Annotated in this window: 24 protein-coding genes; 11 read left to right on the top strand and 13 right to left on the bottom strand. The window is 65.3% G+C overall.

What is annotated here, in order from left to right:
• Positions 1 to 26 precede the first annotated feature (26 nt).
• The 5 genes from QM707_RS13750 to QM707_RS13730 all read left to right on the top strand — a co-directional run bounded on the left by QM707_RS13750 (position 27) and on the right by QM707_RS13730 (position 3,891).
• Positions 27 to 281 (top strand): GlsB/YeaQ/YmgE family stress response membrane protein, encoded by a 255-nt coding sequence (locus QM707_RS13750; protein ID WP_415002443.1) that lies wholly within the window; start codon positions 27 to 29, stop codon positions 279 to 281.
• A 61-nt stretch (positions 282 to 342) separates the two neighbouring features.
• Entirely contained in the window at positions 343 to 1,425 is a 1,083-nt protein-coding gene (locus QM707_RS13745) for a PA0069 family radical SAM protein (protein ID WP_415002442.1), read from the top strand.
• A gap of 49 nt (positions 1,426 to 1,474) precedes the next feature.
• On the top strand, positions 1,475 to 2,899 hold the full coding sequence (cls, locus tag QM707_RS13740) for a cardiolipin synthase (protein ID WP_415002441.1): 1,425 nt from the start codon (positions 1,475 to 1,477) through the stop codon (positions 2,897 to 2,899).
• Positions 2,900 to 2,950: 51 nt separating this feature from the next.
• On the top strand, positions 2,951 to 3,223 hold the full coding sequence (locus QM707_RS13735) for a hypothetical protein (RefSeq protein WP_415002440.1): 273 nt from the start codon (positions 2,951 to 2,953) through the stop codon (positions 3,221 to 3,223).
• 38 nt (positions 3,224 to 3,261) lie between these two features.
• Positions 3,262 to 3,891 carry a 4'-phosphopantetheinyl transferase family protein gene (locus QM707_RS13730; protein ID WP_415002439.1) on the top strand — a complete coding sequence of 210 codons (630 nt, stop codon included), beginning with the start codon at positions 3,262 to 3,264 and terminating at the stop codon, positions 3,889 to 3,891.
• Positions 3,892 to 3,899: 8 nt separating this feature from the next.
• Here QM707_RS13730 and QM707_RS13725 read toward each other — a convergent pair whose 3' ends face one another.
• Complete coding sequence (locus tag QM707_RS13725; protein WP_415002438.1) at positions 3,900 to 6,785, bottom strand: diguanylate cyclase; 2,886 nt, start codon at positions 6,783 to 6,785, stop codon at positions 3,900 to 3,902.
• Positions 6,786 to 6,892: 107 nt separating this feature from the next.
• On the opposite strand from QM707_RS13725, the gene QM707_RS13720 reads away from it, so the two are divergent.
• On the top strand, positions 6,893 to 7,642 hold the full coding sequence (locus QM707_RS13720) for a pyridoxine 5'-phosphate synthase (protein WP_415002437.1): 750 nt from the start codon (positions 6,893 to 6,895) through the stop codon (positions 7,640 to 7,642).
• 35 nt (positions 7,643 to 7,677) lie between these two features.
• On the opposite strand, the gene QM707_RS13715 is transcribed toward QM707_RS13720, so the two are convergent.
• From QM707_RS13715 to dnaA, 10 genes are all read right to left on the bottom strand, one after another.
• A complete protein-coding gene (locus QM707_RS13715; protein WP_415002436.1) occupies positions 7,678 to 8,073 on the bottom strand; it encodes an ExbD/TolR family protein in 396 nt (131 codons plus the stop codon).
• Positions 8,074 to 8,214: 141 nt separating this feature from the next.
• Positions 8,215 to 8,658 (bottom strand): ExbD/TolR family protein, encoded by a 444-nt coding sequence (locus tag QM707_RS13710; protein ID WP_415002435.1) that lies wholly within the window; start codon positions 8,656 to 8,658, stop codon positions 8,215 to 8,217.
• 18 nt (positions 8,659 to 8,676) lie between these two features.
• The gene (locus QM707_RS13705) at positions 8,677 to 9,087 is read right to left on the bottom strand and encodes an ExbD/TolR family protein (RefSeq protein WP_415002434.1); all 411 of its coding nucleotides are present in this window, start codon (positions 9,085 to 9,087) and stop codon (positions 8,677 to 8,679) included.
• Positions 9,088 to 9,117: 30 nt separating this feature from the next.
• Entirely contained in the window at positions 9,118 to 9,888 is a 771-nt protein-coding gene (locus tag QM707_RS13700) for a MotA/TolQ/ExbB proton channel family protein (RefSeq protein ID WP_415002433.1), read from the bottom strand.
• A 24-nt stretch (positions 9,889 to 9,912) separates the two neighbouring features.
• Positions 9,913 to 10,566 (bottom strand): energy transducer TonB, encoded by a 654-nt coding sequence (locus tag QM707_RS13695; protein WP_415002432.1) that lies wholly within the window; start codon positions 10,564 to 10,566, stop codon positions 9,913 to 9,915.
• Positions 10,567 to 10,682: 116 nt separating this feature from the next.
• Positions 10,683 to 12,011 (bottom strand): tetratricopeptide repeat protein, encoded by a 1,329-nt coding sequence (locus QM707_RS13690; protein WP_415002431.1) that lies wholly within the window; start codon positions 12,009 to 12,011, stop codon positions 10,683 to 10,685.
• A gap of 213 nt (positions 12,012 to 12,224) precedes the next feature.
• Positions 12,225 to 14,669 (bottom strand): DNA topoisomerase (ATP-hydrolyzing) subunit B, encoded by a 2,445-nt coding sequence (gyrB, locus tag QM707_RS13685; protein WP_415002430.1) that lies wholly within the window; start codon positions 14,667 to 14,669, stop codon positions 12,225 to 12,227.
• Between the two features lie 112 nt (positions 14,670 to 14,781).
• Positions 14,782 to 15,861, bottom strand: coding sequence for a DNA replication/repair protein RecF (recF, locus tag QM707_RS13680; RefSeq protein ID WP_415002429.1), 1,080 nt, complete (start codon positions 15,859 to 15,861; stop codon positions 14,782 to 14,784).
• Between the two features lie 70 nt (positions 15,862 to 15,931).
• Positions 15,932 to 17,032 carry a DNA polymerase III subunit beta gene (dnaN, locus tag QM707_RS13675; protein WP_415002428.1) on the bottom strand — a complete coding sequence of 367 codons (1,101 nt, stop codon included), beginning with the start codon at positions 17,030 to 17,032 and terminating at the stop codon, positions 15,932 to 15,934.
• A 218-nt stretch (positions 17,033 to 17,250) separates the two neighbouring features.
• Positions 17,251 to 18,570 carry a chromosomal replication initiator protein DnaA gene (dnaA, locus tag QM707_RS13670; protein WP_415002427.1) on the bottom strand — a complete coding sequence of 440 codons (1,320 nt, stop codon included), beginning with the start codon at positions 18,568 to 18,570 and terminating at the stop codon, positions 17,251 to 17,253.
• 164 nt (positions 18,571 to 18,734) lie between these two features.
• On the opposite strand from dnaA, the gene rpmH reads away from it, so the two are divergent.
• From rpmH to QM707_RS13645, 5 genes are all read left to right on the top strand, one after another.
• Positions 18,735 to 18,875: a 50S ribosomal protein L34 gene (gene rpmH, locus QM707_RS13665; RefSeq protein WP_415002426.1), complete on the top strand. Its 141-nt coding sequence runs from the start codon at positions 18,735 to 18,737 to the stop codon at positions 18,873 to 18,875.
• Between the two features lie 34 nt (positions 18,876 to 18,909).
• Positions 18,910 to 19,338 carry a ribonuclease P protein component gene (gene rnpA, locus QM707_RS13660; protein WP_415002425.1) on the top strand — a complete coding sequence of 143 codons (429 nt, stop codon included), beginning with the start codon at positions 18,910 to 18,912 and terminating at the stop codon, positions 19,336 to 19,338.
• Between the two features lie 31 nt (positions 19,339 to 19,369).
• Positions 19,370 to 21,082: a membrane protein insertase YidC gene (gene yidC / locus QM707_RS13655; protein ID WP_415002424.1), complete on the top strand. Its 1,713-nt coding sequence runs from the start codon at positions 19,370 to 19,372 to the stop codon at positions 21,080 to 21,082.
• A gap of 35 nt (positions 21,083 to 21,117) precedes the next feature.
• Positions 21,118 to 22,461 carry a tRNA uridine-5-carboxymethylaminomethyl(34) synthesis GTPase MnmE gene (gene mnmE, locus QM707_RS13650; protein WP_415002423.1) on the top strand — a complete coding sequence of 448 codons (1,344 nt, stop codon included), beginning with the start codon at positions 21,118 to 21,120 and terminating at the stop codon, positions 22,459 to 22,461.
• 81 nt (positions 22,462 to 22,542) lie between these two features.
• Positions 22,543 to 23,541: an energy transducer TonB gene (locus QM707_RS13645; protein WP_415002422.1), complete on the top strand. Its 999-nt coding sequence runs from the start codon at positions 22,543 to 22,545 to the stop codon at positions 23,539 to 23,541.
• A gap of 69 nt (positions 23,542 to 23,610) precedes the next feature.
• Here the strand turns inward: QM707_RS13645 and QM707_RS13640 are convergent, their stop codons facing one another.
• Complete coding sequence (locus tag QM707_RS13640) at positions 23,611 to 24,780, bottom strand: ABC transporter permease (protein WP_415002421.1); 1,170 nt, start codon at positions 24,778 to 24,780, stop codon at positions 23,611 to 23,613.
• Positions 24,777 to 25,523 carry an ATP-binding cassette domain-containing protein gene (locus tag QM707_RS13635; protein ID WP_415002420.1) on the bottom strand — a complete coding sequence of 249 codons (747 nt, stop codon included), beginning with the start codon at positions 25,521 to 25,523 and terminating at the stop codon, positions 24,777 to 24,779. The genes QM707_RS13640 and QM707_RS13635 overlap by 4 nt, the downstream gene beginning before the upstream one ends.
• Positions 25,524 to 25,557: the final 34 nt, after the last annotated feature.

Here is a 25,557-nt window from a genome sequence, read left to right as displayed (position 1 = left end):
AGCGGCACAACCGAGGGAGATTCGCCATGTCGCTGGAATCGCTGCTCATCACCCTGCTTATCGGCGGCATCGCCGGCTGGCTTGCCGGCCTGGCCATGAAAGGCCGTGGTTTCGGCATTCTCGGCAACATCATCGTCGGCATCATCGGCGCCTTCGTCGGTTCCTGGGTCTTGGGCCTGGTCGGGATCGCGATCGGCGGCGGCATCATCGCCGCCATCCTGAATGCCTTCATCGGCGCCGTGATCCTGTTGGCCCTGATCGGACTGATCAAGAAGGCCTGAACAGGCGCGGCAGCACCGCGCGTCTCACCAACATGAGACGCGGCGGGCTTAAGCTCGCCGCATGGACGATGCCCGCAAACCGACCGCGCCGATCAAGGGGCGCGGCGCCGCCACCCGTCTCCCTGGTCGCTTCGAAAAGCGGATTCGCCGGGGCGAGGACGATGGTTGGGGCTCGGTCTACGAAGATGCGCCGGCGAAACCGGAAACGACGGTCACCGAAGAACGCGCGCGCAGCATCGTCAGTCGCAATGATTCGCCCGATATCGCCTTCGCCCAATCGGTCAATCCCTATCGCGGCTGCGAGCATGGCTGCGTCTATTGTTTCGCCCGACCCAGTCACTCCTACCTCGACCTGTCGCCAGGCCTGGATTTCGAGACCCGGCTCTTCGCCAAGACCAATGCCGCCGAACGTTTGCGCGCCGAGCTTGGCAAACCCTCCTATCGTTGCTCGACGATCGCGCTCGGCATCAACACGGATGCCTATCAACCGATCGAGCGCCGCTATCGCATCACCCGCGAATGCCTGGAAGTGCTGGCCGAGACCCGGCACCCGGTCAGTTTCATCACCAAGAGCGCGCTGATCGAACGCGATGCCGAACTGCTGTCGGAAATGGCGAAGCAGCGCCTCGTGCACGTCTATTTTTCCGTGACCTCGCTCGACAACCGGCTGTCGGCGAGGATGGAACCGCGGGCCGCCGCTCCGCATGCGCGCCTGCGGGCGATGCGTCGACTGCATGAGACCGGCGTGCCGGTCGGCGTGATGGTGGCGCCGGTCGTCCCGATGATCACCGATCACGAGATCGAACACATCCTCGAAGCCGCGCACGAGCATGGTGCCCGCGCCGCCGGTTACGTCCTGCTGCGCTTGCCGCACGAGCTTAAGCAGGTCTGGCGCGAGTGGCTAGAACTGCACTACCCCGCGCGCGCGGCGCACGTGCTGAGCCTGCTGCAACAGATGCACGGCGGCCGCGACTACGACAACACGTTCGGCAAGCGCATGCGTGGCGAGGGGCCGTTCGCCGATCTGCTGGCGCAACGTTTCGCCCGGGCGCATGCTCGCCTCGGCTTCGGCCGATTGCCGGGTCTCGATGCGAGCCGCTTTACGCCGCCACGCGCCGCCTCGCCCCAGGGCGACTTGTTCTAGCCATGCCGCGCCGACGCAACTTTGCGTCGGCCGCGCATACAATCGGGGCATGAGCGCGTGGTTCCACCAATTGCAGACCCTGATGCCGCACCTGCTGTGGGTGCTGTGGGTGCTGTGGTTGTTTTACCTGCTCGTGTTGGCCGGCTGGATCGTGCTGCAGAAGCGCGAGCCGATCGCGACCTTGAGCTGGCTGCTGTCCCTTGCCCTGTTGCCGGTACTCGGCTTCCTGATCTATCACTTCCTCGGACCGCAACGCATCCGGCGCCAACGTCTTCGTCGCGTCCGTGCGCGCGCTCGGCTCGAGCAGCGCGCCGATGGCCTGGACGAGCGCAGTTGTTCGGCCCTGATGCGCCTGGGCGCCGCCAGTTCCGGCTACGGCCCCAGTTCGGCGGGCCCCGTGCGGCTGCTCAGCGATGGTGGCGCGACCTACGACGCGCTGCTCGCCGCGATCGCGGTAGCGCAGCGGCACGTGCACCTGGAGTACTACATTTTCGAGCCAGATCGCACCGGCACGATGCTGCGCGATGCGCTTTGCGAACGACTGCGTGCCGGCGTGCAGGTGCGTCTATTGCTCGATGCCATCGGCTCGTCGCGGATCTCGCGCGAGTTCCTGCAGCCCCTGCGCGCCGCCGGCGCCGAGGTGCTGTTCTTCCATCGCACGCGCATCCGCTTGCGCCGGCTCTGGCATCCGAAGATCAATCTGCGCAACCACCGCAAGATCGTCATCGTCGACGGGCGTATCGGCTTCACCGGCGGCATCAACATCACCGACGAGGAAAACGAACGCTTGCGCCAGGACGCCTATCGCGACCTGCACGTACGCGTCGAAGGCGAAGCCGTGCGCTGGCTGCAGCTGGCTTTCTTCGAGGACTGGGTTTACGCCGGCAACCGCGTCCCGCAAGGCCCCGACATGTGGCCGGAACTGGCCGTTGGCCCGATACCCTGCCTGGTGCTGCCGGCCGGCCCCGATTCGCCCTGGGAGTCGATCCACCGCACGATGATCGCGGCGATCGCCCAGGCGAAACATCGCGTCTGGCTGGCGACGCCCTATTTCGTGCCCGGCGAAGCGGCGCGCATGGCGCTGACCTCGGCCGCCCTGCGCGGCGTTGAGGTTCGGTTGCTGGTGCCGATGCAGAGCGACTCGCGCCTGGTCAGTGCGGCCGCGCGCTCGTATTTCGATGAGCTGCAGGCGGTCGGGATCAAGGTCTTCGAATACCCGCGCATGCTGCACACGAAAGCGCTGCTGGTGGACGACGACATCAGCATCCTGGGCAGCTCGAATTTCGACAATCGCAGCTTCCGGCTCAATTTCGAGCTCTGCGTGCTGTTCGAGGACAAGGGCGTCGCCGGCGATCTGGGGGCCATCCTGCACGAGGATTTCGCCCGTGCCTGCCCGGTGCCGGTACCGCGCGTGCTCGGGCTGCCGTCCCGACTGGCGGAAGCGGTCGCCCGCCTGCTTTCGCCCCTGTTGTGAACGGGCAGGCGCAAGGCCGAGCGGGTCTGCGCTAGACTGCCGACTTCTGGCATGAGGTGGCATATGCACTGGCTCTATCTCCTCGGCGCAGCTGTCTGCATGGCGATCGCCTTCACGCTGCCCATGCCGGGCCTGGTGGCGGTCCTGCTGCTGTTGCTGACGCTCGGCCTGATGATCGCCTGGATGCTCGGCTGGCTGAATTCGCGGGTGTCGCGCAACTCGCGCGACGAAATGCACATCATCAGCCCGGAAGAACTGCGCCTCTTGCGCGAGCAGGCCGAGGCGCGCAAGGCCGCGCAGAAGAACGAGGACGCTTCGCCCTGAGCTCGTGGTCGCCGCTGGCGGCCGAAGCCTCGCCGCCCTTGCTGGCCGACGAGTTGCGGCTGTGGTGGTGTCCGCATGAAGACAGCCGCCCCTCGGCCCGGCGCGCGCGCGTCGACCGCCTGCTGCGTGCGCTGCTCGCACCATTGCTCGGCCTGGCCCAGCAAGACCTGTCGTTCGCACGCGAGGCCAAGGGTCGGCCTTTCCTGCGCCACCCGAATGCGCCCGATTTCAACCTGACCGACACCGCGGGTGGCAGTGCCGTGGCGATCTGCATGCGCGGGCGGGTCGGCGTCGATATCGAACGGCTTGACCGTGTGCCGCCGGTCGTGCGTTTGGCGCGACGCTGGTACTCGCCCGAAGAGGCGACGGCGTTGGCCGCGCTATCGGCCGAGCAGCGCGCCCCGGCCTTCCTGCGCCTGTGGACCGCCAAGGAAGCGAGTTGCAAGGCGACCGGTACCGGGATTTTCGGCTACCTGCCGCGATGGCGCTTCGACGCGCATGAAGAACAACCGCAGCTGCTCGCCTTGCCGGACGATGCCGGCACGCTGTCGCATTGGCAGCATCGCCGGATAACGATGCCGGGAAACCAGCATACGGTGGTGCTGGCCTTGCAAGATGCGCCCTCGCTGCGCCTGAACTGCTTCGTCCTCGCGCAAAGCGAACGCTAGGCCTTCGCCTACTGCTCTTCGTCGACCTCGACGCGATTGCGTCCGGCTCGCTTCGCCCGATACAGCGCGGCATCCGCGCGGCGCAACAGCTGGGTCGGTTCGGCCTGCACGCTCGGCACGAAACCGCAGACACCGATACTCACCGTATTGCCCGGCACGTCCTGCTGCAGTTTCACGCGGATTTCCTCCGCCCGGCGCTTCGCTTCCTCGGCGTGCACGCCCGGCAACAGCAAGGCGAATTCCTCGCCGCCGTAGCGCGCCAGCAGCTCGCGCTTGCTGTCGTGCTGGGCGCGCAGCAGCTGGGCGATGTTGCGCAGAAGCACGTCGCCCTCGAGATGGCCGTGCTGGTCGTTGTAGCGCTTGAAGTTGTCGACGTCGATCATCAGCACCGACAGCGGTCGGCGCTGGTCGAGCGCGCGGAACCACTCGCGCTGCAAGCCCTGCTCGAGCGCACGCCGATTGTTGACGCCGGTCAGGGAGTCCTCGGTCGCCAGTTCGGCCAGCTTGCGATTGACCTCTTCGAGCTCGTGCGTGCGTTCGGCGATGCGCGCTTCGAGCTTGCGGTTGGTCTCGAGATAACGTTGGGTACGGCGCTGGATCAGCTCGCGCACCACCAGGGCCAGCACGCCCAACAAGGCCAGCAGGGCCAGCAAGCGAACCCACCAGTGTTCGTGCCACTGCGGCAGCACGCGATAACGATACGAGGTCGGCGTGGCCAAGCGGCCGCCCTTGGTCCGCGCCTGCACTTCCAGCAGATATTCGCCCGGCGTCATCGCGCGCAGGAACAAGTCCCGGTCCGTCCACTCGCTCCATTCGTCGGTAACGCCATGGATGAAATAGCGGAACTCCAGTCCGCTTTCCATGCTGACTAAGCCATAGCGGAAATGCAGGCGCGAGCCCGACGGAATCTCGACCGCCTTGTCGCCGCTGACGATCGGCAGGTGCAATGGCTGGCCGCCACCGGGCGGTTCCGCGGTCACGCGTTCGAAGCCCAGCGTCAAAGGCGCCGGCGCCGGCTGTTTTTCGCCAGGATTGAACTGCAGCAGACCGCTCCAGGTGGCCACGCGCAGGACCCCATCGCGGTTGTAGCGTAGGCGGCTATAACCGGCGGCCAGTTGCGAGCCCAGGTGCAGGGGCTGCCATTCCTTCTGCTTGGCCGGACGGAACCACAACTGCCGGCTGGAGAATGCGTAGTCGCCGAGCGGCGTCTTCTCCACGCTCAGCTCATGCGGACGATCCACCAGCGTGAAAGGCGGCCCGGTATCGGGCTCGAACCGCGAGCCGCCGTAGCGAAAACCTTTTTCGCCGCTGACCACGTGCACCTGGCCATCGAGCAGGAACAGGAGGCTGCCGCTGTTGGGATCGAGTTCGATGCCGTCGCGTTTTCCGAAAACGTCGCGCTGAAGGCGTTTGCGGTTTTCCAGGTCCAGTCGCCAGCGCTGGGGTCCGCCGCGCGAATCGCCGAACCAGATTTCGCCCTTGCCCGTTTCCACCAATGCCGCGGCGCTGGCGCCATCGAGAGGGAGGCTGAAATCGACCTGCCAGCGCCCTTCCAGGACGCGCAGGACGAACAGGTGCTGGTCGGCGAGGCCATAAGCGATCTGCGGATCGAAACGCGATTGGCGCACATCGAAAACGCCTTCGGCCTCTCCCTTGAACAGGAAGCGCGGGGCGGTGGCGCCGGGGTCGAGAACCAGCAATCCGTTGCGGAAGCCGAGCAACAGGCCCTGGTCGGTCGCGGCGAGCGTATAACCCTCGAGCTCGACGCCGTCCCAGTCGAGGCGTTCGGCCTGCGTCTTGCCGTCCGCGCCGGTGCGCATGCGACTGAAACCGCGCGAGGTGGCCAGCCACAGGGCGCCGTCGTACCACTCGAAATCGAAGACATTGCCGCGAACGCCCTGTTCCGGACCCAGGAAGGACCAGGGCGAGGGCAGGGCCATGCGCACCAGATCGCCCTCGGTGGTCGCCCACAGACCGCCTTCGTGGTCGGTGCCGAGCGCGCTGATGGCGAAACTGCCCAGGCTGACGCGCTCGCGCAGTTTGTAGTCTGCACCGTAGCGGAAGATCTCGCCGCTGCGCGTCGCAATAACGAAGCTGCCGTCGCTCAAGCCCAGCGCCTCGTAGGCATCGGAATCGCGGAACTCGCTGCCGGCGTTGTCCGGCAGGGGCTGGATGCCGCTGGCGTCGGCGCGATACAAGCCCTGGTCGCCGACCAGCAGTCGCCAGCCGTCGCGCACGATCATGCCGGGCAGCGGCTGGTTCGCGAACATCTCGCCGCCAGGCTCCAGGACGAAGCGGCCATCGACGAAGCGGCAGAACCCCACGCCGTTCACGCGCGCGAAAAGTTCGTCGCCCTGGTTGTAGAAGATGCGCACGTTGTCGGCCAACGGCCATTGCCGATGTTCGCGATGGGCATAGTCGAGGTAGTACAGCTGGTGCTCGGCCCGGACATAGATGCCTTTCGACGTCGGCAGGATCTGCCAGACCGTGCCGATGCTCCGCTCGCGCTCTTTCAGCCCGACCGCCGTCAGCAACTCCTCGTAGCGGATGTCGCCATCGCGCGTGGCGCGCAACCAACCGAAGCTGTCGTACGAACCGACGTAGATGCGGCCGTCCTGGCCAGCGACGACGACGCGCGCATTGAGGTTGCCGGGCAGCTTGATCAGCTGCCAGCGTTCGCCGTCGTACCGCAGCACGCCTTCGGCGTTGCCGACGAACAACCGGCCGTCGCGATCCGCGGCGATCGAAAGATGCTGCGGCGTGGCGTTGTAGTCTTCCGGCAGGTAGCGGCGCAACAGCGGGCTGCCGCGCAGGGTTTCGGCGCTGGCGAAAGCCGACAGCAGGCTCAGCGCGGCGGTCGCGATCAGGATGAACGGGCGCAGGTATCGAAGCATCGTTTCAGTATGCGTGAACGAATGGACGAGGTAATGTGCGCACTCCCACAGAACTTCTCCCCTGCCCTGTCGGCGACAACAGTACTCCCAGTTCCGGACTTGCGGCGATGACCCTGTTGAGCATCAATGTGAACAAAGTGGCCGTCCTGCGCAACTCCCGCGGCGGCCATGAACCAAGCGTACTGGCTGCCGCCGATGCCGCGCTGGCCGCGGGCGGCGGCGGCATTACCGTACACCCGCGGCCCGACCAGCGTCACATCCGGCCGGACGATGTGCTGGCGCTGGCGGAGCGCGTGCGCGGCCGGGGCGAATTCAACATCGAGGGCAATCCGTTCGCACCGGCGCGTGGCGCGTATCCCGGGCTGCTTTCTCTGGTACGCGATGCGCGTCCGCAGCAGGTCACCCTGGTGCCGGACGGCGACGGCCAGCTCACCTCGGACCACGGTTTCGATCTTGTTCGCGATGGCCCGCGCCTGCGGCCCATCATTGCCGACCTGCGCGCGCTCGGCACTCGCGTGTCCCTCTTCATGGACGCCGGCTCGCCGGATATCGCCCGCGCTGCGGAGATCGGCGCCGACCGCATCGAGCTCTACACCGGGCCTTACGCGGAGGCCCAGGCGCAAGGCGAGGCGTCTGCCGCCTTGGCGCTATGCGCGCGAAGCGCGATTGAGGCGCAGGCGGCCGGTCTCGGCGTCAATGCCGGCCACGACCTGAGCCAAGCCAATCTTGGCCTGTTCCTGCGCAAAGTGCCCGGCGTTCTCGAGGTTTCGATCGGCCACGCCCTGATCGGCGAAGCCCTGCACGCCGGTCTGGCGGCGACCGTTCGCGCCTACCTGGAGATCATCGCGCAAGACTGAACTCGCGCGATGCCTGCCGCGACCGGCCCGGTCGCTTAGCGTACCGAAAACTCCAGATTGTCGGCCCCGGCGTTACGCGCTGCGGCCACGGCTCGGGCAACCGTCTGGTATTCGGTATCGCGCTCGGTAATGACCGCGAGCTTGAGCGGCTGCTCCGTCGCCGAGAGCTCGGCATGCAGGCGCGATTCGAGCTGGGCGGGGCTCATGGCTTCGCCGGCGAGAACGTATTCATCGCCCGCCGTGACGACCAGTTCGAGGGTACGCGCCTCGACCGGAGGCCTGGGCCCCTTCTGGGGCAGGTCGAGCGGAACGGAGTGCGTAAGGGTCGGCGCGGCGATCATGAAGATCACCAGCAGGACCAGCATCACATCGACCAGCGGAGTGATGTTGATTTCGGCCATCTGGTCGGAACGGGCGGCAAGCAAGGCCATGGCGCGTCTCCTTCGTCGGGGCTTGCCTTCCGTTCTACGCCTGGCCCGACAGCAAGTCCATCCCGGGCCGTTGCGCCGCCAAAAAAAACGCCGCCCAAGGGCGGCGTTGCTGCTAAGGGTGTTGCGATTTGAGGCGTGGGCTTACTCGCCCGCGTTGACGAACTTGATCTTGGCCAACTGCGCGTTCTTCGCCCGCGACAGGACCTTGGCGAGGACTTCGTATTCCGCGTCGCGATCCGTTTCGATCTCGATATCGGGCTGCTTGGACGCGTCCGGCGTACCGGTACCGACGTCGCCACGCGCACCTTCGACGTCGAACTGCGCCTGCAGCGTCGACATCGGCGTCGGGCTGCCGTTCCAGCTGACCGTGCCGCCCGCGTCGATGCGGATGCGGATCGGCTCCGGCGGATCGACCGGCGGAGTGGGCGGCGTGACGGTCGGTTGCGGCAGATCGACTTCGGTCGGATAGGACATCGCCGGCGCGGTGACCATGAAGATGATGAGCAGCACCAGCATCACGTCCACGAGGGGCGTGACGTTGATGTCGGCCATCGGGCCGCTACCGGAGTTGGAGGTGAATGCCATGGTCTGTTCCTTTCCGTCTCAGCGTTCCGGCGTCGACACGAAGCCGACCTTGCGCATGCCCGCGCGTCGCACCGTCTGCACGGCATCGTTGATGATGCCGTACTTGGTGTTGGCGTCGGCGCGCACGTTGACCATCGGCTGCGGCGTCTTCTGCACGGTCACGGCGAGGTTCTGCTCGAGCTGGGCCTGGGTCACCGGCGCATCGTTCCAGAACATGGCGCCGTTGGCCTGGATCGCCAGCGTCATCGGCGGCACTTCGATCGGCGGTTTCACGCGAAGTGTGGCGTCCGGAAGTTCCACCTTCACCTTATGCGCCGCCAGCGGCGCGGTGATCATGAAGATGATGAGCAATACCAGCATCACGTCCACGAGGGGCGTGACGTTGATGTCGGCCATCGGGCCACCACCGGAGTTGGAACTGAAAGCCATGGCTGCCTACCTTTCGATTGCGGTGCCGACTCAGCGCTTGACTTCGCCGACGCGCGAACCGGTGGCGAAGAAGTCGTGCAGGTCGTGCGCGAACGTGTCGAACTTGGCGTAGGTGTTGCGGTTGCTGCGCACGAAGAAGTTGTACGCAAGCACCGCCGGGATGGCCACGAACAGACCGAAGGCGGTCATGATCAGGGCTTCGCCCACCGGGCCGGCCACGGCGTCGATCGAGGCCTGGCCGGTCTGGCCGATGCGGATCAGGGCGTGGTAGATGCCCCACACGGTGCCGAGCAGGCCGACGAAGGGCGCGGTGGCGCCGACGGTGGCGAGCCAGGTCAGGCCGTTTTCCATGCGGGCGCTTTCGCGCGTGACCGCCTGGCGCAGGGCGCGATCGATGAACTCGGAGCGGTTCAGGGCTTCGACCAGGCGCGAACCTTCGTGGCGCTGGTGGTGCGCGGCGGCCTGGGCGCAGTCGAGCGCGATCTTCGAGAAGGGCTCGTTGGCCGGCTGCTCTTCCATGAAGCGGATGGCGTCCTGGGCGTTCGGGGTTTCCCAGAACGTGCGGACGACGCGGTCGGCGCGCGAAGCGATGACCATGTTCTTGATGAAGTTGACGACCGTGTACCACCACGAGCCGACCGACATGACGCACAGAATGATGAAGACCGCGTAGCCCACCGCGTCGAAGTTCTGGATCATGTGGCTGAAGCCCATCTGCTGCAGGGCTTCGGCGTTGTTGGCGGTACCGCCTGCGGCAGCCGGCGCGGCGGCGGCAGCGGAGAGGAGGAGGTTATGCAGCATAAGTAAGGACCTTTTTGTTGCTCGTTATGGGGTGAAGGTTACCGGCACGCGCGCAAGGCCGCCCACTCGCTGGCCACCACGCATGCCGGGGTTGATCTTCCAGCGCCTCGCGGCCTTCATCGCTTCGCGATCGAGGTTGCGGTTTCCGCTGGATTTTTCGACCGACACGTCCGTCACGGTACCGCTGGCGTCGTAGGTCAGGATGAGGGTTACGGTGCCGCCGACGCCGCGACGCTGTTCTTCGCGCGGGTACTGCGGCGGGTTGAGCGAGCGGGCGGTGGCGTCGACTTCGCCGCCGGCGAAATCCGCCGGAACGGAGGGCGCCGGCGGAGCTGGCGGCGGAGCCGGCGTGGAAACCGGGCTCGGATCGTCGTACACGATCGGCGGCGCTTCCGGCGGCGGCGGGACCGGCGTAGGTCTCGGCGTTTCGACAACCTTGGTGATCGTCTTCGGCGGCTCCGGCGGCGGCGGCGGCGGCGGCGGCGGGGGTGGCGGCGGTTCGATGAAGCTGACCAGGGTCACCTCATCCTTCTCTTCAGCCTTGTGCGGCGCCGAGACCGGCGCCATCAGCATCATGAAACCGGCCACGTGCAAGGCAATGGCGAACGAGGTGCCCGCGACGCGCGGCCAGCTCAGCGTCCGGCTTTCGTAATCCGGGTTGTCGTTGTAATCCGTCATGCGGTGGCGGCTCATCATTGTCGACGCGGGCTGACGCACCGCGACCCGCCGCAATCCGGCGGCGGGAACTTGTTAGCTTATACGAACCCTAGGGCTTTACCAACCAGTGACCCGCGTCACTTTCCTGCGGCCTGGCGCAGCGCCTTCTCGGCCGCCGCCTTGGTCTCGGGATACTTCGCCGCCTCGCGGTAGGCAGCCAGAACCGCGTTCTTGTTGCCCAGGCCGAACTCGGCGCGGGCGATCACGATCCAGGCATCGCCCGGCTTCCGCACGCCTTTCGCCAGGGCCTGCTGGGCCGCCGCCTTGGCGTCGTTCCATCGCTCTTCAGAGGCCTGGAGTTTCCCGACGTTGAGGTAGGTCTCCCCGTCCTTGCCCAGCGGTGCGGCCTTGCTCCACGCCTCGATCGCCAACGGAATCTGGTCGGCGTTGTAATACGCGTTGCCGATGTAAGCATAGACATCGTGGTTCGGCTGCAGGATGCCCTTCTGCAAGCCTTCGTTGATCAATGCGACCGCGTCCTTCTCACGTCCTGCGATGTTGGCCATCAGACGGTAGGCGGACTCGTAATCCTTGGTGTCGGTCAACAGGCCCTGGCTGCGCATGCGGTCGATGACCTCGCCGGCCTTGGCGTCCTGATCGGCCTGCTGGTAGGCCGAAGCGAGGTTCTGCAGCAGGGCCTTGTCGCCCGGCTTCTTCGCAACCAGCTCCTCCAGGATCTTGGCCGCTTCCGCCGGCTTGTCCATTTCCTGATAGGACGCGACCAGCAGCTTGGTCAACGAGTCGTTGCCCAGCCCCAACTCCATCGCCTTGCGCACCGTGGCGGCCGCTTCGGCGTAACGATTGCCGAAGTACTCGGCTTCGGCCTTGATCTGGTATGCCTTGACGTCGTTGGTCTTGGTTTCGCTCAGGAAGCGATCGACATAGACCACGCTGTCGGCGAGTTTTTCGTCGTTCTTCAGCAGCGCGGCGAGCTGCAGCATGTTCTGGTAGTGCGCGTTGTTGGGCAGGCCGTTCTCGTCGATGGCGCGCTTGAGGTACTGCGCCGCCTGACGGTCAGCGGCCGCATCGGTGCCCTTGTCCAGCCAGGCGTTGGAGGCGTAATACGCCGCGTACGAACGATCGACGGCGCTGGCCTTCGGATTGGCCAGCATTTGGTCGGCCAGCGCGATGACCTCGTCGCTCTTCTGGTCTTCGGCCAGCTTCTGCAGTTTGTCGAGCTCCTTGTGCAACACGGAGTCGCTCGCCTTCGGTTCCTGGCGCGTGGCCTGCGGGAACAACTGCTCGGCGGCTTTCGCCTTCGACTCCTGGGCTGCGCGACGATTGGCGCGCGTATTGGCGCGACGATCGTCGATACCGCCCGACTGGGTCTGCGCATGGGCAACGACCATCGGGAGAGGCGCCAGCAGGGTGGTGAGCATCGCCGACAGCAGCAGGGTCTTCTTCATGACAGCACTCCAAAGGGGGTGGCGCGAACGCCGTTCAAAGCGGGGGTTGAAGCGTACGGGGCTTGGCTTTCAGGCTCAAGTGAGCGGGGCCTTCGCCTCGCCTGCCATTCGGCTTCCGTTTTAGGACACTTCGGCTTAATGCGGCGTCAACACCCGGCGCAGGGTTTCAACCCCGTCCTGGCCGGCGGATCGTAGCGATCCGCCAGGAGCGCCTCAGACGTCGAGGTTGCCGACGCGCAGGGCGTTGTCCTCGATGAATTCGCGGCGGGGCTCGACCACGTCGCCCATCAGCGTCGAGAAGATCTGGTCGGCGGCGACGGCGTCTTCGATGCGCACCTTGAGCAGGCGTCGCGTTTCCGGGTTCACCGTCGTCTCCCACAGCTGCTCGGGATTCATTTCGCCCAGACCCTTGAAGCGCTGGATCTGGCGGCCTTTCTTGGCTTCTTCGAGCAGCCAGGTTTGCGCATCGCGGAAACTGGAGACGGCTTGCGTCTTGCCGCCGCGCGAAACGCTGGCGCCGGCTTGCAACAGATCGCGAAGCAGGATGGCCACTTCGTTGACCTGGCGCAGTTCGCCCTGCAGCAACTGGTTGGCCGCCACCGTTTGCACACTGGTCAAGCCGTGATGCTTCTTTTCGACCAACAGGGCTCCGCCCTGCCCTTCGTGCATCGGCTGCACGCGCAGCGCGTACTGCGGCCGGCCGAGGCCGGCGTTGTTGAGGCGGCTTTCGACCGCGCGCGACCAATCGGCCAGCGCGTCGGCCGTGGCGAAATCTTCGCTGCGCAGCGGACCCGCCTCCAGCATGGCTTCGAGCACCGCACGATCGATGCGATAACCGTGGCGTTCGATCACTTCCTGCGCGGCGACCATCTCAAGCATCAGCTTTTCCAGCGCGACGCCGCTGATCGCCGGCGCGCCTTCGGCGGGCTGCAGTTCGGCGCCCTCGACGGCGTTGTTCACCAGGTAGGCGTTCAGCGCGCCGTCGTCTTTCAGGTACAGCTCGGTCTTGCCCTGCTTGATCTTGTACAGCGGCGGCAGACCGATATAGACATGGCCGCGCTCGATCAATTCGGGCATCTGGCGATAGAAGAACGTCAGCAACAAGGTTCGGATATGCGAACCGTCCACGTCCGCGTCGGTCATGATGATGATGCGGTGGTAACGCAGCTTGTCCGGGTTGTACTCGTCCTTGCCGATGCCACAGCCCAGTGCGGTGATCAGCGTGCCGACTTCGGCGCTCGACAGCATGCGGTCGAAACGCGCGCGCTCGACGTTGAGGATCTTGCCCTTGAGCGGCAGGATCGCCTGCGTCTTGCGGTTGCGACCCTGCTTGGCGGAACCACCGGCCGAGTCGCCCTCGACGATGAAAAGCTCGGACAATGCCGGATCTTTCTCCTGGCAATCGGCGAGCTTGCCGGGAAGGCCAGCGATATCCAGCGCGCCTTTCCGACGTGTCAGTTCGCGTGCCTTGCGCGCAGCCTCGCGGGCGCGGGCAGCTTCCACGACCTTCTCGGCGATCGCGCGGGCCTCAAGCGGCCGCTCCTGCAGGAACTCCTCCAATTTCGCGCCGATCACGGCCTCAACCGCTGGCTTTACCTCCGAACTGACCAGTTTCTCTTTCGTTTGACTGGAGAAGCTGGGATCCGGGACCTTCACCGACAGAACGGCAATCATGCCTTCGCGCATATCGTCGCCGGACAGGGCGATCTTGGCCTGACGGGCCAAACCGTTCTGCTCGATGTAATTGGTCAGCGTGCGCGTCAAGGCGGCGCGGAAACCGGCCAGGTGCGTGCCGCCGTCCTTCTGCGGAATATTGTTCGTGAAGCAGAACATCGTTTCCTGGTAGGCGTCGGTCCACTGGAGAGCGATGTCGACGGTGATGCCGTCCTTTTCGCCCGAGGCCGAAACCACCGAGGCGTGCAGAGGCGTCTTCAGTGCCGCGAGATGTTCGACGAAACTGCGGATGCCGCCCTCGTACTTGAAAACATCGTGTTTGCCTTCGCCGCGTTCGTCGATCAGCTCGATCGTGACGCCGGAGTTCAGGAAGCTCAGCTCGCGCAAGCGCTTGGCCAGGATGTCGTAATGGAATTCGACATCGGTGAAGGTTTCGGTGCTGGGCAAGAAGCGCAAGGTTGTACCGCGCTTGGTGGAGCGACCGACTTCCTTCAAGGCATAGTTCGGCTCGCCAAGCGCGTATTCCTGCTGGAAATGCGCGCCGTCGCGCCAGATGTCCAGCCACAATTTCGACGACAGCGCGTTGACGACGGACACGCCGACGCCATGCAGGCCGCCGGACACCTTGTAGCTGTTGTCGTCGAACTTACCGCCGGCGTGCAATACCGTGAGGATGACTTCGGCCGCAGACCGGCCTTCTTCCTTGTGGATGTCGGTCGGAATGCCGCGCCCGTTGTCCGACACCGAACAGGAGCCATCGTTGTGCAGGGTCACGACGACATGGTCGCAATGGCCGGCCAAGGCCTCGTCGATGGCGTTGTCGACCACCTCGAACACCATGTGGTGCAAGCCCGTCCCGTCGTGCACATCGCCGATGTACATGCCGGGGCGCTTGCGGACAGCCTCAAGGCCGCGCAGGACGGTGATCTTGCTGGAGTCGTAGGTGTTGGGGGAAGTTGGCGCTTGCGTTTGCGGATCGGTCATCGGGGGTGGTCGCGGACGGCTCGTGGCTCCGCCGGCCGGCGGGAACGAGCTTTATTTAAAGGCATCCGGATTATAGCTCGCCGCCGGGGCGAAGAGATGCGCCAGCCAGCGCTCAACGCGCCCTGATCTGTTGTCGTTCCACGTGAAACATCTGCAGGTTCGTTGCTACCGGCAGTGCCGCTGGTGCTTCCGTGCCCGTCAGCAGGACCTGGGCGCCACTGGCCAGAACGGACTCCAGCACTCGCTGCTGGTGCGCCGCGTCAAGCTCGGAAGCCAAGTCGTCCAGGCACAACAACGGCCATTCTCCCTGGCTCGCTTCGAAGGCTCGGGCTTGCCCCAGGATGCAGGACAAGGCGGTCAGCTTCTCCTGCCCGCGCGACAATGATTCCCGCCCCGGCAGACCCTCGAAACGGAAAGACCAGTCGGCCCGGTGGGGTCCGACGGAGGTGTACCCCAAGGCCAGATCGCGTTCGCGATTGAGCAGCAAGGCATCTTCCAGGCTCATGTCCTGGCGGCGCCACCCAGCAAGATAATCAACGGCGAACGCCCCTAGCTCCCCCAGATATTCGCTCGCAGCCGCCGCCAACGTGGGTTCAATCCCCTGGAGATAGGCCTGCCTCAACCGATGCAGGGGTTTACCCGCCTCAGCCAACTCCCGATCCCATAGGCTCAGGCTGCTGGCATCCGGGCGACTCTTGAGCAGGGCGTTGCGTTGTTTCAGGGCGCGGCCATACCTACGCCAGACGGGAAGGAAGCTTCGTTCCACGTGGAACAAGCCCCAGTCCAGGTAGCGCCGGCGCTGGTCGGCCGAGCCGGCAATCAGTTCATGGCTGCCGGGTTCAAAGGTCACCACCGCCAGCCCGGCACAAAATTCGGTAAGGCTGGCGACATTGGCGCCATCCATCCGCGCCTCCCAGGATTGCCCGGTATGACGAAGGCCGGCGCGATGTCCCTGCCCCTTGCCGTCCATCCACTCGGCGAACAGCTCCAGCTCGGAAGCGCCCGTACGGATCAGCCCGTCGCGGACGCGGCCGCGGAACGAACGGCCATAGCCGAGCAGATGAGCTGCCTCCACCAGGCTGGTCTTGCCCGCGCCATTGCCGCCGGTCACCAGGTTCAGGCCAGACCCGAACTCAAGATCAATCTCGGCGAAACAACGGAAGTTGCTTGCCTTCAGCCGCCGAAGGATCATGCCGGCCGTTGCAGCAAACAGGCCCGGACTGACCGGGCCTGTGGGTAGCCGCCGGGGAGTAGCTGTTGCGTCACAGTCGCAGCGGCATCACTACATGTCGGCTGCGCTCGTGGCTGAGTTCGCGGACCAAGGCGGACGAATTGCCGTCCCGAAGGTTCAGCACGACCTGCTCCTCGCGAAGCGCCGTTAGCGCATCGAGCAGGTAGGTAACATTGAAGCCGACCGACAAGCCATCGACTCGCGTCTGGGCCTCGATCTCTTCCTGCGCCTCTTCTTGTTCGGGGTTGTGCGCCACGATGCGCAACTGCCCCGGTGAGACTTCCAGCTTCACGCCGCGATATTTTTCGTTCGACAGGATGGCGACACGCTGCAAGGCCGCTCGCAACACCTCGCGATCCACCTTCACTTCCTTGTCGGCGCCGATCGGGATCACCGCCTCATAGTCGGGGAAACGGCCATCGATCAGTTTCGAGGTGAAGGTGACGTCCTCGCGGCGCATGCGCAGGTGGTTGCGGCCGATTTCGAGCTCGATCTCGCGGTCGCCACCCTCGAGCAAACGCTGGAGTTCCAGCACGCCTTTGCGCGGCAGGATGATCTGTTTGCGGGTCTGCGCACCCAGGGTCAATTCGGCTTCGCACAAGGCGAGGCGATGGCCGTCGGTCGCCACGCAACGAAGGGAGCTTTCGCGCAGATCAAGCAACAGGCCGTTGAGGTAATAGCGCACATCCTGCTGGGCCATCGCAAAGGCCGTGCGCTCGATCAGTTCTTTCAGCGTCGATTCCTGCACTCGCAAACGCTCGACCAGGTCGAGGTCTTCGATGGCGGGGAAATCGTTGGCGGGCAGATTGGCCAACGTGAAACGGCTGCGTCCTGCCTGCACCGTCGTCTTGTCCCCGGAAAGACTCAAGGTGATCCGGGCAGCATCCGGCAAGGCACGAACGATCTCGAACAGTTTGCGGGCAGGAATCGTCGTCTCGCCGTTCTGGGCGTCATCAACCTGGGCCCGGGCGATCATTTCGACTTCCAGATCGGTACCCGTCATCGAAAGCTTGCCGTCCTGAACCTGCACCAGCAGGTTGGCCAGGACAGGCAAGGTCTGGCGTCGCTCGACGACGTTCACGACCTGCTGCAAAGGTTTTAGGAAAGCTTCTCGCGACAGGCTGAAACGCATGCAGGGATCCCAAGAGCCTAAGTGGATAGAAATCTATCTGGTGGTGGTAGAGCGCGGCCAAAGGCCAGAAAAACAACGCTAATACTATGAAATATAAAGAAAAACACAGGATATTTCCTGTGCGTGACAGCGCGCCTGTCGGCGGGAAAACATGTGGATAACTTCTAGGCCTGATTTTTTTCCGCAACTTATCCACAAGCTGTTCCGCAGAACTCGAACTATTCGGTGAGCTTGCGTACCAGCTTGTCCCAATCCTCGTGCAGCTTACCGTCCGTTTCGATCAACTCCCGGATCACCCGGCAGGCATGCAGCACTGTCGTGTGATCCCGGCCGCCGAAGGCATCCCCGATTTCCGGCAAGCTGTGCTCGGTCAAATCCTTGGCCAGAGCCATCGCCATCTGCCGCGGACGCGCCAAGGAGCGCGTCCGTCGCTTCGACAACAGGTCCGCCATGCGTAGCTGATAGTAGTCTGCCACGGTCTTCTGGATATTGCTGATGGAAATCACCTGCGCTTGCGCCCGCAACAGATCGCGAAGGGTTTCCTGCGCGAACTCCGGGGTGATCGGCCGGCCGATGAAGTTGGATCTTGCCGCCAGGGTATTGAGCGCGCCCTCCAGGTCGCGCACGTTCGAACGCATGCGTTTGGCGATCAGATAGGCGACATCGTCGGGCAGGCTGACGCGCCGCTCGCTCGCCTTTGCCGTCAGGATGGCGGCGCGCGTTTCGAAATCCGGTGGTTCGATCGCCACCGACAGACCCCAACCCAGGCGCGATTTCAGGCGCGGTTCCAGGTTTTCGACTTCGCGCGGATAACGATCGCAGGTCAGGATGATCTGCTGCTTGCCGTCGAACAGCGCGTTGAACGTATGGAAGAACTCTTCCTGCGTGGTGTTCTTTCCGGCGAAAAACTGGATGTCGTCGATCAACAACGCGTCGACCTGCTGGAACTGCCGCTTGAACTGGTCCATCGACTTGTCCTGCAGCGCCTTCATCATCGCGCTGAAGAACTGTTCCGAGCGCAGGTAAAGCACGCGCATGCCGGGGTTGTTGGCGCGCATCAGATTGCCGGCGGCATGCATCAGGTGCGTCTTGCCGAGTCCAGTGCCGCCGTAGAGCAACAACGGGTTGTAGGCGCGACCAGGGCTGAGCGCGACCTGGCGGGCGGCCGCCAGGCCCAACTGGTTGCTGCGGCCTTCGACGAAGTTGTCGAAGGTGTACTGGTTGTCGAGGTTGGTCTGGAATTCGGTGGCGCCAGCCCGGCCCGGCGGCAGCGGCGGCGGGACCGTGGCGACCTCACGTCGCAGCGAACCGACTTCCACGCTCACAGGCGTCGGCAGGCCGGCGTAATGACTGATGAGCTCGCAAATCCGGGCCAGATAACGTTCGCGAACGGTGTCGACGACGAAAGCATTCGGCGCGAACAGGGTCATGCCCTCGCCCTGGGAGGTCGCCTGCAAGGGCTTGAGCCAGGTGTGCACGTCCTCGGCCGAAAGCTCGGCTTCCAGGCGTTCGAGGCAGCGGGGCCAAAGAGAATCCATTCCGGGCAGACTCAGGGCCGCGGTCGCGCGGCCTGTGGATAAGTACAGGGGAGGGCAGTCTAGCCTTCCTCCTGCTTTCCTGCCATGGCTGCGCGACTTGACCCGCCAGCCCGGTATTCGTTAGACTTTCAAGTCTTTTCCGCCCATTTATTCGGGGTGCCGTCATGGCCACCAAGCGTACCTACCAGCCCAGCAACCTCAAGCGTAAGCGCGACCACGGGTTTCGCGCCCGCATGAAGACTGCCGATGGCCGCAAGATCCTTGCCCGCCGTCGCGCCAAGGGCCGCGCGCGCCTCTGCGTGTGACCCGACGCCGCTCCGGCGGCGTCCCTGACGGGCCGTGAACACCACGACCCCGCTCCGTTTCCCTCGCCGCGCGCATTTGCGCGCCTCGGCCGAATTCCAGGCCGTGTTTGGCGAGGGAAAACGCGTTTCTGGCGCCTGCTTTCGCCTGCAGGTGCGCTTTTTCGCCGAGGCCGACCAGGCGCGCCTAGGACTGACGATCTCCAAGCGCGTGTCCAAATCAGCGGTCGAACGCAATCGATTGCGCCGACAGATGCGCGAAGTCTTTCGTCGGCTGCGCCCGCACTTGCCGCCTGCCGACTACGTGCTCACCGCCAAACCCGACGCCGCGAAAGCAGCCAATCCTCAAGCTCGCGCCGAGCTCTTGTCTCTCTTCGAGCGCGCCCGCACGTTGAAGCCCATGACCTCGCCCGGCACAATGCCGCCCTCGATTGCGTCCGATGGGCGCCATTCCACCGAAGCCTGATGGCGCCTGCGGCGCCGAGTCCTCCTCGTCCATGAATCAGACCCGCTCCTTTTTATTGATCGCCTGGTTGTTCGTTGCCGCACTGCTGTGGATGGAATGGGGCAAGACCTTGCAGCCGGCCGCACCGACGACGACGGACACCGCCGCTGCGAACGCGGGCACGGCCCCGTTGCCTGCATCCAACGTGGCGCCGGCTCCGTTGCCGGGCGTCGCGGCCCCGGCGGGCGTGGAGGCCGCAGCCGATCCGATCGTGATCGAAAACGACGTGCTCCGTCTGACGATCGATCTCGCGGGTGGTCGCCTGACCAGTTCGCAACTGCTGCAATACCGCGTCGAGAAGCACGACGACAGTCCGAACGTGTCCCTGCTCAGCAGCCAACCCACGCTTTACTTCACCGCCGACGCGGGCTTGATTCGCGTGGCCGGGCAGCAGCAACAAGTGCTGGCCGAGCGTTTCACCGTCGAAGGCGATACGCGCGAGTTCAAGCTGGCCGATGGCGCGGCCGCCATTTCGGTGCCGCTGACCTGGATCGAAGCCGGCACCGGTCTGACGGTACGTCGCACGCTGACGCTGGAACGTGGCAGCTACGTGCTCAAGCTCGACGAAACGATGGCCAACGGCGGAACGGCGCCGCAACAGCTGTATCCGTATGTCTCGCTCGATCGCGTCGCGCCGCCGTCGCCGCCGACCCACGCGTTCATGAGCAATCCGGAAACCTTCAGTTTCGTCGGCGCCGCGTGGTTCTCGCCGCAGAACGGTTACGAGAAGGCGCCGCTGAGCGATTTCACCGATGAGTTGCCGCCTGCCTGCGCCGCCGGCGACAAGCCGGAGAGCTGCCAGGTCGTCGGCGGCTGGATCGCGATGTTGCAGCATCATTTCGTCACGGCCTGGGTGCCGGCGACGAACGAGCAGCAGCTGTTCCAGACCTCGACCAAATCGCACGATGGCGTCGCGCTGTACGAAATCCGCAGCGTCGCCGCACCGGTCGCCCTGGCGCCCGGCGCCAGCGCCAGCCGCAGCTCGCAGCTGTGGGTCGGGCCGAAGCTGCAGGCGCCGATGCAGAAACTTTCGCCCACGCTCAAGCGCTCGGTCGACTACGGCAAGCTGACCTTCATCTCCGAACCGTTGTTCTGGTTGCTGGCCAAGCTGCATGCGCTGCTCGGCAACTGGGGTTGGGCGATCATCGCCATCGTCGTACTGTTGAAGCTGCTGCTGTATCCGCTGTCGGCGGCGCAGTACAAGAACATGGCGAAGATGCGCGCCATCCAGCCGCGCCTGGAAGCGCTCAAGGAACGTTACGGCGACGATCGCCAGAAGTTCGCGATGGCGCAGATGGAGTTGTTCCAGAAGGAAAAGATCAATCCCATCGGCGGCTGCTTGCCGATGCTGATCCCGATCCCGATCTTCCTCGGTCTGTACTGGGTGTTGCTCGAGACCGTCGAGCTGCGTCATGCGCCGTGGATCGGTTGGATCCAGAACCTGACCGCCGCCGATCCCTGGTTCGTGCTGCCGGTGCTCAATCTCGCCGTCATGTACCTGACGCAGAAGCTGACGCCGATGCCGGGCATGGATCCGATGCAGAAGAAGATGATGCAATTCATGCCGCTGGTGTTCGGCGTGATGATGGCCTTCTTCCCCTCCGGCCTGGTGTTGTACTGGCTGACCAACGGCGCATTGGGCCTGTTGCAACAGTGGTGGATGACGCGCCGTCACGGCGACGGCAAGACGGTCGCCGCGCGCTGATCATCGGCGCGGGCGGTACGCGCTAGACTCGGCGCATGCCGCAGACGGGCGACACCATCGCAGCGATCGCCACGGCCGCCGGCGCGGCCGGCGTCGGCATCGTGCGACTGTCGGGCCCAAAGGCCGCGACCATCGCGGCTCGGCTAGCCGGGCGGTCGTTGCTGGCCCGGCAAGCGCACTACGTTCGCTTGCGCGATAGCGACGGCGAACTGATCGACGATGGCATTGCGATCTGTTTCCCCGCACCGCATTCCTATACCGGCGAAGACGTCGTCGAACTGCAGACGCATGGCAACCCCTTGTTGCTGGCGCGGGTGTTGCGTTGCTGCCTGGCGCTAGGCGCGCGCGCCGCGCGCGCCGGTGAATTCACCGAGCGCGCGTTCCTCAACGACAAGCTCGACCTGGCGCAGGCCGAGGCGTTGGCCGACCTGATCTCGGCCGGAAGCGAGGCCGCGGCCCGGGCGGCGCGCCGTTCCCTCGACGGCGAGTTCTCCCGGCGCGTGCATGCCATCGGCGAGCAACTGGTTGGCCTGCGCGTCTGGGTGGAGGCGGCGCTGGATTTTCCAGAGGAAGAAATCGATTTCCTCGCGGCGCCCGAACTCACGCAGCGCTTGCAGCAGGCTCGGCATGCCTTGGCGAGCTTGCGAGCGGAAGCCGAACGCGGCAAGCGTCTTGTCGATGGCTTGCATGCCGTGCTGGTCGGTGCGCCCAACGCCGGCAAGTCTTCCTTGCTCAACGCGCTCGCCGGCGAGGACCGCGCCATCGTGACCGAAATAGCGGGCACCACCCGCGATCTCCTGCGCGAAACCATCAATCTCGACGGGTTCGTCCTGACCCTGGTCGACACCGCCGGCCTGCGCGACTCGGATGAGCGCGTCGAAGCGGAAGGAATACGCCGGGCCCACGCCGAGCTCGCGCGCGCCGATCTGGCGCTGGCCGTCATCGACGACACCCGGCTGGATCAGGCACAGGCCCTGGCCCCGGCACTGGCTGGCGTCCCGAAGGTGATCTGGCTGCACAACAAGATCGATCTCGCGGGGGCGGAGCCCCGTCAGGAGCAACGCGAAGACGGACTTCACCTTTGGCTTTCGGCGCGCACCGGCGAAGGCATCGAGCTGTTGCACGACAGCCTTCGCGCGCAAGCCGGTTCGGAGTCAGCGCTAACCGGCGGCTTCAGCGCCCGCCTGCGCCACCTGGACGCACTCGCTCGGGCCGCGGGATTCCTGAGCGCGGCCGAGGCGCGTCTGACGGAGCGTCAGGGCGAACTGGCGGCCGAGGACTTGCGCCAGGCGAACGATGCGCTCGGCGAGATCACCGGCCGCTTCGATGCCGACGCGTTGCTCGGACGGATATTTTCGAGCTTCTGCATCGGAAAGTGACGCACACAACGGAAATGGCTTGACAACTCGGCCAAACTCTTATGTGCTGAAAGTCAGGCCCTTCCGGAGAGTGTTGCCGCCATGTCACCGCACCGTCCCAGCTCCAAATATCTTCCCCTGGCCATCGTGCTGGCGCTGGGCTTGGGCCTCGCCGGTTGCGGCGGAGACAAGGCCGATACCACCGCCAAGCCGGCCGCGCCGGCCGGACCCACCGCCGAGGAAGTCGCCGCCAAGCAGGCGGCCGCCCAACAGGCCGCTGCCCTGGCCGCCCTGACGCCGGAAGAGCTGAAAAAGCGCGGCAACGAAGCCCTGCGCGAACAGCGCCTCTATGCGCCCGCCGGCGACAACGCGATGGAGTACTTCATCGCCCTGCGCAAGAAGACCGAAAAACCGGACGCCTCGGCCGAAAGCGCTCTGATCGACCTGCAGCCGTACGCGGTGATCGCCGCCGAACAGGCGATCGGTCGCGAAGATTTCGTCGAAGCCGAACGCCTGCGCGGGCTGATCGAATCGGCCGATGCACAGGCCCCCGCGCTGCCGCGTATCGCCGACGCGATCGCCAAGGGCAAGGTCGCGGCGGCGAACCGCGTGACCGAAGAAGCCGCGCGGGCCGAACAGCAGGCCAAGGCGGCGGAAGAAGCCAAGACGCGCGCGGCCGAGCAGGCTGCGGCCGCCGCCGCTGCCGCTCGCACAGCCGCCCAGCCGGCGGCCCCGGCGCCGCAACCCGCCGCACCCCAGCCAACCCGCAGCGAACCGCCGCCGCAGCCCGTCGCGGCACAGCCGCAACCCGCCGCACCGCAGCCGACGGCTGCGGCACCTGCCCGCCCGAGCGGCGGCCTGGTCCCGATCTCGACACCGCAACCGGCTTATCCGCCGGAAGCGCGCCGCGCCGGCGCCAGCGGCGAAGTCACGGTCAGCTTCACCGTGAACACCGACGGTTCGGTCAGCGACGTGGAACTGGTCAGCGCCAAGCCGCGCGGCGTGTTCGATCGCAGCGTGCAGGGCGCGGTGCGCCGCTGGCGTTTCCAGCCGACCGATTCGGCGCAGACGGTCACGCGCACCTTCACCTTCCGTCCGTAAGAGGGCGGTGGAGAAAGAAAAGGCCCGGCTTTCGCCGGGCCTTTTTGTTTGAGCGAGCGCTGCCTGGACTCAGGCGGAGATCGCCAGACGCTCGTCGTGATAGCGGCGTGCGGCGAGAAACCACAACACCAGGCCCAGGCCGAATCCGCAGGCGATATAGATGCCCCATTCCGTCGCGGCGATAGGCTCGCTGCGCGCCAGTTTCAGGATCATCTGGTTCTGAGCGAGGAAGGGGACGGCGAACTGCCACAACTGGTTCTTGATCGGATTCACCATCAGCACGATGGTCGGGATCATCGGCAGCAGCATCAGCAGGCTCATGTAGCTCTGCGCTTCCTTCACCGATTTCGCGCCGGCGGCGATCAGGGTCAGCAGACAGGTGCCGATCAGCACGATCGGCGTCAGCACGACGAGGATGCGCACGATGGTCCAGAGGCCGAGATCGATCTTGATGCCGAAGGTCGGCGCGAAGGCGAACGCCAGCTTGAACGAGGCCAGCGTCAGCACCAGGCCGAGCAAGCCGACGGCGGTGGCGGCGGCGATCTTTCCGCTCATGATGATCGCGCGCGCCGCCGGCGTGGCGAGCAGGGGCTCGAGCGATTGCCGTTCGCGCTCGCCCGCGGTGGCGTCGATGACCAGGGCCGCGCCGCCGAGGAAGCCGCTGAGGATCAACAGATAGGGCAGGAACGCCAGCGCCTGGCCGATGCGCGCTTCCGGCGTGACGAGATCGCGATGCCCGACGCGCAGCGGCTGCATCGCCGCCGGATTGACTCCGCGGGCGACCAGACGCAACGAACCGACGGTACGGCTGTAGTTTTCCAGCAGGTTCTCGACGCGCTTGACCGGGATGTCGGAATCCTGGCGCGAGCTGTCGTAGACGATCTCCACCATCGCCGGCTCGCTGCCACGCCACTGTTTGCCGAACTTGTCGTCGATGCGGAGGATCACGTCCTCGCTTTGGCTGCGGATGGCGGCGTCGGCATCGGCAGGCGGCTTCTGCACGACGATGTTCTGGCCTTCCAGCCAGGACACCAGGTTGGGCGCGCGTTCGGCGCCGATCACCGACAGCGTCAGCGGCTTCTCCAGCTGCGTGCTGATGCGATCGGTGGCGAGCTTGGCCAGGCCCAGGATCAGGATGGGGAACAGGATCGGTCCCATCAGCAGCGAAACCATCACGCTGCGGCGATCGCGGAAGAGATCGGTCAATTCCTTGACCATGACGGTGTACAGGGCTTTCATGCGTGCAGTCCTTCTTCCGAACCGATGGCCTTGACGAAGGCTTCTTCGAGGTTGCTCTCGCCGGTCTGCGCGCGCAGCTCGTCCGGCGTGCCCGCGGCCATCACGCGACCGTGGGCGATGACGACGATGCGATCGCACAGCGCAGCGACCTCCTGCATGATGTGGCTGGAGAAGATCACGCAGCGCCCCTCGGCCCTGAGCTGGCGGAGGAACTCGCGCAGGCCGCGCGTCGTCATCACGTCCAGGCCATTCGTCGGCTCGTCCAGGATGACGTTCTTCGGGTCGTGCACCAGGGCGCGGGCGATGGCGGTCTTGGTGCGCTGGCCTTGCGAGAAGCCTTCCGTCTGCCGGTCGAGAATCTCGTCCATGTCCAGCGCGGCGGAGAGTTCGCGCGTGCGTTCGGCGATGTCCTTTTCGGACATGCCATGCAGGCGGCCGAAGTAGGCGATGTTCTCGCGCGCGGTCAGTCGCTTGTACACGCCGCGCGCATCCGGCAACACACCGAGACGGCGGCGCACGGCTTCGGCATCGCGCACGGCATCGAAACGATCCACGCGCACGCTGCCGGCATCGGGCGACATCAGCGTGTAGAGCATGCGCAGGGTCGTCGTCTTGCCGGCACCGTTCGGCCCGAGCAGGCCGGTGATCTCTCCGTCCTGCGCGCTGAAGCTGACGCCTTGCACGGCATGCACCGCACCGGTCTTGGTCTTGAAGGATTTCTGCAGGTCGAGGGCTTCGATCATGAGAAGGGCCTGAGTATGTGAGGGAGGCGGGAAC

Origin of the sequence: Arenimonas sp. (assembly GCF_047602345.1) — a bacterium.
GTDB lineage: Bacteria > Pseudomonadota > Gammaproteobacteria > Xanthomonadales > Xanthomonadaceae > Arenimonas.
The sequence above is the reverse complement of the archived record's forward strand: the minus strand, read 5'-3'. Positions and strand labels throughout refer to the sequence as shown.

What these genes read in the sequence shown, in the direction of transcription:
- QM707_RS13695 (WP_415002432.1), bottom strand. Translation starts at nt 10,566, where the DNA reads ATGACGGATTACAACGACAACCCGGATTACGAAAGCCGGACGCTGAGC.
- QM707_RS13750 (WP_415002443.1), top strand. Translation starts at nt 27, where the DNA reads ATGTCGCTGGAATCGCTGCTCATCACCCTGCTTATCGGCGGCATCGCC.
- QM707_RS13705 (WP_415002434.1), bottom strand. Translation starts at nt 9,087, where the DNA reads ATGGCTTTCAGTTCCAACTCCGGTGGTGGCCCGATGGCCGACATCAAC.
- QM707_RS13700 (WP_415002433.1), bottom strand. Translation starts at nt 9,888, where the DNA reads ATGCTGCATAACCTCCTCCTCTCCGCTGCCGCCGCCGCGCCGGCTGCC.
- QM707_RS13710 (WP_415002435.1), bottom strand. Translation starts at nt 8,658, where the DNA reads ATGGCATTCACCTCCAACTCCGGTAGCGGCCCGATGGCCGACATCAAC.
- QM707_RS13715 (WP_415002436.1), bottom strand. Translation starts at nt 8,073, where the DNA reads ATGGCCTTGCTTGCCGCCCGTTCCGACCAGATGGCCGAAATCAACATC.
- rpmH (WP_415002426.1), top strand. Translation starts at nt 18,735, where the DNA reads ATGGCCACCAAGCGTACCTACCAGCCCAGCAACCTCAAGCGTAAGCGC.
- QM707_RS13635 (WP_415002420.1), bottom strand. Translation starts at nt 25,523, where the DNA reads ATGATCGAAGCCCTCGACCTGCAGAAATCCTTCAAGACCAAGACCGGT.
- QM707_RS13745 (WP_415002442.1), top strand. Translation starts at nt 343, where the DNA reads ATGGACGATGCCCGCAAACCGACCGCGCCGATCAAGGGGCGCGGCGCC.
- cls (WP_415002441.1), top strand. Translation starts at nt 1,475, where the DNA reads ATGAGCGCGTGGTTCCACCAATTGCAGACCCTGATGCCGCACCTGCTG.
- dnaN (WP_415002428.1), bottom strand. Translation starts at nt 17,032, where the DNA reads ATGCGTTTCAGCCTGTCGCGAGAAGCTTTCCTAAAACCTTTGCAGCAG.
- QM707_RS13725 (WP_415002438.1), bottom strand. Translation starts at nt 6,785, where the DNA reads ATGCTTCGATACCTGCGCCCGTTCATCCTGATCGCGACCGCCGCGCTG.
- QM707_RS13640 (WP_415002421.1), bottom strand. Translation starts at nt 24,780, where the DNA reads ATGAAAGCCCTGTACACCGTCATGGTCAAGGAATTGACCGATCTCTTC.
- mnmE (WP_415002423.1), top strand. Translation starts at nt 21,118, where the DNA reads ATGCCGCAGACGGGCGACACCATCGCAGCGATCGCCACGGCCGCCGGC.
- QM707_RS13645 (WP_415002422.1), top strand. Translation starts at nt 22,543, where the DNA reads ATGTCACCGCACCGTCCCAGCTCCAAATATCTTCCCCTGGCCATCGTG.
- dnaA (WP_415002427.1), bottom strand. Translation starts at nt 18,570, where the DNA reads ATGGATTCTCTTTGGCCCCGCTGCCTCGAACGCCTGGAAGCCGAGCTT.
- recF (WP_415002429.1), bottom strand. Translation starts at nt 15,861, where the DNA reads ATGATCCTTCGGCGGCTGAAGGCAAGCAACTTCCGTTGTTTCGCCGAG.
- yidC (WP_415002424.1), top strand. Translation starts at nt 19,370, where the DNA reads ATGAATCAGACCCGCTCCTTTTTATTGATCGCCTGGTTGTTCGTTGCC.
- QM707_RS13720 (WP_415002437.1), top strand. Translation starts at nt 6,893, where the DNA reads ATGACCCTGTTGAGCATCAATGTGAACAAAGTGGCCGTCCTGCGCAAC.
- gyrB (WP_415002430.1), bottom strand. Translation starts at nt 14,669, where the DNA reads ATGACCGATCCGCAAACGCAAGCGCCAACTTCCCCCAACACCTACGAC.
- QM707_RS13735 (WP_415002440.1), top strand. Translation starts at nt 2,951, where the DNA reads ATGAGGTGGCATATGCACTGGCTCTATCTCCTCGGCGCAGCTGTCTGC.
- QM707_RS13690 (WP_415002431.1), bottom strand. Translation starts at nt 12,011, where the DNA reads ATGAAGAAGACCCTGCTGCTGTCGGCGATGCTCACCACCCTGCTGGCG.